This is a genomic window from Candidatus Cardinium hertigii, assembly GCF_050864855.1.
In the GTDB taxonomy this organism is placed as follows: domain Bacteria; phylum Bacteroidota; class Bacteroidia; order Cytophagales; family Amoebophilaceae; genus Cardinium; species Cardinium hertigii_C.
In genome coordinates this window covers 1-2,794 of the sequence record NZ_JBOZWW010000033.1, presented here as the reverse complement: position 1 = coordinate 2,794, position 2,794 = coordinate 1, and the positions used below count along the sequence as shown (strand labels likewise).

Genomic DNA, 2,794 nt, shown 5'->3' with positions numbered 1-2,794 from the left:
TCTCTCCAGCGAGAAAATCTACGATGAGTGTTTTTCCAATCTCCATAGCTCGATGGAAGATCACGCCAAGGAGATCCTGTACGTAAAATCCAAAATACTGCATTAATAAACAGTCTATTATCTTTGGCAACAGCTCCCCAACCTCCTTGTTGACCTGGAAGTAGAGGTGATAAAATAGACCATACTTTGTCTGAAATATCATGACGGTGAATCCATTTAGACATCTAGAAATATAATTGATGTTATGATCTAAAAATATAATACGAACTACAAACCAAATATACAAAATATTTCATGACGACACTGTCTAGCGTTTTCTCCAGTAACAATACGATGACTAACTTGCTGATATTTATTTTCAATACTGGTCTCAAGAATAGATAATACATCAACAATATTGGTAGAAAGTAGCGGCATATTGGGGTATTTTGACTAAAAGCCCGGTTTGTCTGATTTTGGTTTAAAAAGTCTGTTAATCAATTAATTAAGAATAAAAGTTGATGTCATTTTCTTTCATCAATTTTTATATAATAATCTGAATATCAATTACATTGTTTTAATATAAAATTTATAATTTTCTATTGAACAATTTTCGCTTGTTAATGTATGTATTGAGACCGTTGCTATAGATAATTATTGTAATTTTCGCTTGTTAATGTATGTAGGGGTCAAGTTGGATATGGGAAATTATTGTATGTCGTTAATCTCTGTCTTATGTAGGCCCAATGAGAGCGAAGCTACAATATGGAGACGTTTGTATTTTCTATAGGAGATATAGTATTTTTTAATTTCATAATCAATATAAAATTATATATAAAATTCCCTGTAGATATGAGTAGAAGGCTCAAAATTGCTGCATGACAGTTCCTTAAATTATTTGGTTTTCATACATTAAAAAGATAAATGTCCCCATATTGTAGCTTCGCTCCCATTGGGCCTAGATACGCCGTCCTGTCAATCTAGCTTGAGCGCGTCTTTAATCAATTTGATCATATCAGGATTACCATTCTTTAATGCTAACTTGTGAGGAGACTCTGTATCAGGTCGAGTATAGTGGAAATTCGAAGCTATTACACACTGAGGGTTATTACTGCCAGAATTTGCAAATGAACTGGACAAGATTTTCCTATCATCAATAAAAGGATCCGCTCCATGATCAAGCAAAAGTTTTACGATATCTATTCTATTCATTACTATTGCTAACATTAGAGGGGTATAGACATTTGTCTCTAGACCATCAACCTTAGGAAAAAATTTCATATACCCAGAAAAATTTTTAGGGAAAATTTTTCTGGGTATATCCTTGTTAAGGCTAAAATATTCTTTTACGTTAGGACTCGCTCCTGCCTCAAGTAGAATCTTAACTATATTATCATAACCTTTAATAATTGCGGATATCAGTGGTAACGTTGAAGTATCGGAATAACCTGAGGACGGTAAGGTAATACTGAACTGATCTGAATCTATATCTGAACCTACATCTGAACCGATTACAGTATTATCTACATTAGGGTTAGCACCTGCATCAAGTAATATTTTTACTAAATCTTCATAACCATTTTCTACTGCCCATATTAGAAACGTATAATTATTAGGATAACCGGCCAACGAACAATAAGTAAAATAACAAAAGTTTAAATCGAGTCTAGATGACTTAAGAAAGTCCACAACCATAGAATCTTGCATACAATGCAAGCTTCCAGCAAGTTGTTCCCATAGCTTAATATCACCTTGGTGTGTTGTGCTAATTAGATTGATGATATTCTGAATTGATTGGTTAGCATGTAGCACATTGTGTGATTCTTCTATTTGGTTCGTATTTTCAAGAGATTTCTCCATTCCCAAATTATTTCTGTTTGTAGCACATCCAGCCAATACAGACATAGAAAAATAAGGAATGAGACTTGATAAAAATTTTAAGTTATTTTTAATCATTGTAATAAGCTTTATTTATAAGTTACGTTAACTATCAGATAATAAATTTTAGGCTCTGTCGCGTCTATAGTTAATTTTTTGTAGGCCTGTCCTTTGTCCTAAATTTTAGGTACTATTCGGACATAAGTTTAGTACAGTTCTAAAAAGTAGAGGCCTGTCTTTTAGTTCCGATTATCTATTTCTATAGAATTTATACAATAGACTGAATATCAGACTTATATAAGCCAGTAAGAATAGTAATCTCTTCCGTAGAGTAACCTTTTAGAAGCATAGCCCTAGCTATAGAAATAGCCTTATCTTTTTCTCCTTCTTGTCTACCTTCTTGTCTACCTTCTTGTTTACCCTCTAGCTTACCTTTTTCTTGTCCTATTAAGATACCTTCTTGTCTACCTTTATGTTCTCCTTGTTGTATTAATTTTTCAGCTACAGACATGGCTATTTGTTTTAATTGGGGATTAGATTTTTTTATTGTTTCTAGTAAATCTGGGTTATCGTCTACGTTTAACATGTACAAAAATGCTGTATCCGCATAGCTAATATAACCTTTTTCTAAAAGGTAAACAATTAGGTGTATATGATCAGAAAACCACTTCTTAAAATCTCTATAAATGCCTTGTTTGAGAACCATAGCAGCAAAAGCAGCCTTTTTATAGCTAAGCAATTCATCTTCTGATGTGCTGTATAAGTCTACCAAATGAAAGCTATCGAACATACATGATTTTGCTAACTCAGGATCAGAAAACATAGACAATAAACTAGAAGAACCTTTATAGGGATGCTTACCATTGTATACACAGATATTTAATATAACCGGAAGAAGTACGTTCCCGTTCTCTTTTAGATGTTGACGAAGTAATTG

The 2,794-nt window shown here is 32.9% G+C and carries 3 protein-coding genes; all 3 read right to left on the bottom strand.

The genetic code is table 11. The annotated features are described in order from the left end of the window. A partial coding sequence (locus ACRRVB_RS00985) for a transposase (RefSeq protein WP_432466151.1) occupies positions 1–224 on the bottom strand: 224 nt, incomplete at its 3' end. Between the two features lie 730 nt (positions 225–954). Further along, positions 955–1,935 (bottom strand): ankyrin repeat domain-containing protein, encoded by a 981-nt coding sequence (locus ACRRVB_RS00980; protein WP_432466150.1) that lies wholly within the window; start codon positions 1,933–1,935, stop codon positions 955–957. A gap of 190 nt (positions 1,936–2,125) precedes the next feature. After that, positions 2,126–2,794, bottom strand: a 669-nt coding sequence (locus tag ACRRVB_RS00975; RefSeq protein ID WP_432466149.1) for an Rpn family recombination-promoting nuclease/putative transposase, incomplete at its 5' end; no start/stop codon positions are given.